Raw genomic sequence first — 2,345 nt, 5'->3', positions numbered from 1 at the left:
TTAGATTTCTTTGTGTTAAAATGAGTGTGTGACATGAAGATTCTCTCCTTATACTATGTTGTGGTGACTTAAGTATAACGAATCTTCATGTCTTTTTTTAGTGTTGCGTTTCATCTTACAACACACCGATAAGAAAAATCACTTAAATAACAAAAACTCTGAAATTTTACAGTAGTGTTACAAACAGTATACGAATCAAAGAAAATCAACTATTCAACTCAAAGGTGTGTTATTATCTTCTCAGGTCGAAAAAAAGAAGATTTAATGAATATAATATGAATTTGACGAATATAACAAAACTAGTATTAACGAAGGAGCAATAAACAATGAAGAAAACTTTTTCTAAGAGCTTATTCAAAACTTTATTTACATCTGCATTAGCATTAAGTTCGGTAGCAGCACCAGTTTTAGCATCAGCTCAAAACTATGACGCGCTGATTAATGAAGCAGACGTTCAAATTGAAGGTTTAAGTGCTCAACAAACAGCTTTATACGCTCAATTAGCTACAGCATATGCTGAAATTGATACAATTCAAGCAGAGGCAACTGCAGTCCTTGAAGCAGTAGCAGAAGATGATGCGTTAATCGCTGAATTGGAAGAAGAAATTACTCAACTTGAAGATATTATCGGTAAACGTGAAGGCTTATTAGCTGATCAAGCACGTGCTGTTCAAGTAAGTGGTGGATCATCTAACTATTTAAACTATGTAGCATCATCAGAATCAGTAAGTGATTTTGTTGGTCGTGTAGATGTTATTAACAAAATGGTATCTGCAAACAAAGATTTATTAAATGTACAAATTTCAGATAAAGAAGATGTTGAAAGCAAAAAATCTGAAACAGAATCAACAAAAAATCAAAAAATCGAAAAAATGGTTGAACTTGAAGCTTTAAAAGAAGAGTTGTCAGCACAAACTGCAGCATCTGAAGAAGTTTACAACCAATTAACAAACGATATTTCATTAGCAGCTTCTCACCGTGAAGCATTAGTTGCTGAACGTCAAGCATTCGAAGAAGCTCAACGTATCGCGGCTGAACAAGCGGCAGCAGCTCAAGCGCAAGCAATCGCAGAAGCCGAAGCAGCAGCCCAAGCACAAGCTGAGGCGGAAGCTCAAGCAATTGCAGAAGCACAAGCGAATGCAGCAGCTCAAGCTGAAGCAGCAGCCCAAGCGCAAGCAAACGCTGAAGCGGCAGCTCAAGCAGCAGAAGAAGCTCAAGCAATTGCAGAACAAACTCCAGTAGTTGAAGAAGCACCAGTTGTTACAGAAGAAGCGCCTGTAGAGGAAGCACCAATCGTTGAAGAAACACCTGTAGTGGAAGTCCCTGTAGAGGAAGCACCAATCGTTGAAGAAACTCCTGTAGTGGAAGTCCCTGTAGAGGAAGCGCCAATCGTTGAAGAAACACCTGTAGAAGAAGTACCGGTAGTTGAAGAAACACCAGTTGTTGAAGAGCAACCAGTAGAGGAAGAAGTTATTGCAGATACACCTACATGGGAAGTTGTAGAAGAAGCACCTGTAGTTGATGACCAAGCAGCAGCTCAAGCACAGGCAGAAGCTGAAGCAGCGGCACAAGCTCAAGCCGAAGCTGAGGCAGCAGCCCAAGCGGCAGCAGAGGCCGAAGCCCAAGCAGCAGCAGAAGAAGCGGCGGCGCAAGCTCAATTAGAGGCAGAAGCAGCAGCTCAAGCGGCAGCAGAGGCAGAAGCTGAAGCCCAAGCAGCTCAAGGAAGTGTTGATGCATTATTATCAAACGCATCGCAACACTTAGGAACACCATATGTATGGGGTGGGAAATCACCTTCAGGCTTTGACTGTTCAGGATTTGTACAACACGTATTCCAAGAAACTTACGGAGTTAACGTAGGTGGATGGACTGGAGCACAAGAAAACGCTGGAACTAAAATCGGTGTTGGCGAAGCTCAAGCTGGAGATTTATACTTCTGGGGAACACCTGGATCTACTTACCACGTTGCAATCGCAACAGGTAACGGTAACTACATCCATGCGTCACAACCAGGAACACCATTAGAGTATAACTCAGTTAGCTCTTACTTCATGCCAAGTTTCGCATTACGCGTAAACAAATAATTAGTAGAATTTAACAACCAGGTCAGGAAAGTCTGATCTGGTTTTTTGTTTATAAATTTTTGGGGGAGAATTTTTCGGTTCATGAATTTTTGATGTTGGTGGACCGAGGAGCCAGGTGACGCAGTCACCTTGGCTCTTTTTTTATGTGCGCCCGGCATGGGCGATAACTTGGTGGTGAAAGTCCACTACAGACTTGGCAGTAGGAACTGTTAGCTAAAGGCAAGGGTGTCCACCGTGAGGTGGAATCTGAAGGAAGCCGGA

Annotated in this window: 1 protein-coding gene; it reads left to right on the top strand. The window is 42.1% G+C overall.

Features of this window, described 5'->3' with window-relative positions:
• The first annotated feature begins 326 nt into the window (after positions 1-326).
• A complete protein-coding gene (locus ACEN33_RS12115) occupies positions 327-2,084 on the top strand; it encodes an NlpC/P60 family protein (protein WP_407089479.1) in 1,758 nt (585 codons plus the stop codon).
• Positions 2,085-2,345 lie beyond the last annotated feature (261 nt).

Source organism: Ruoffia sp. FAM 24228 (assembly GCF_045528575.1).
GTDB classification, from domain to species: domain Bacteria; phylum Bacillota; class Bacilli; order Lactobacillales; family Aerococcaceae; genus Ruoffia; species Ruoffia halotolerans.
This window is presented reverse-complemented; position numbering and strand designations above follow the sequence as displayed.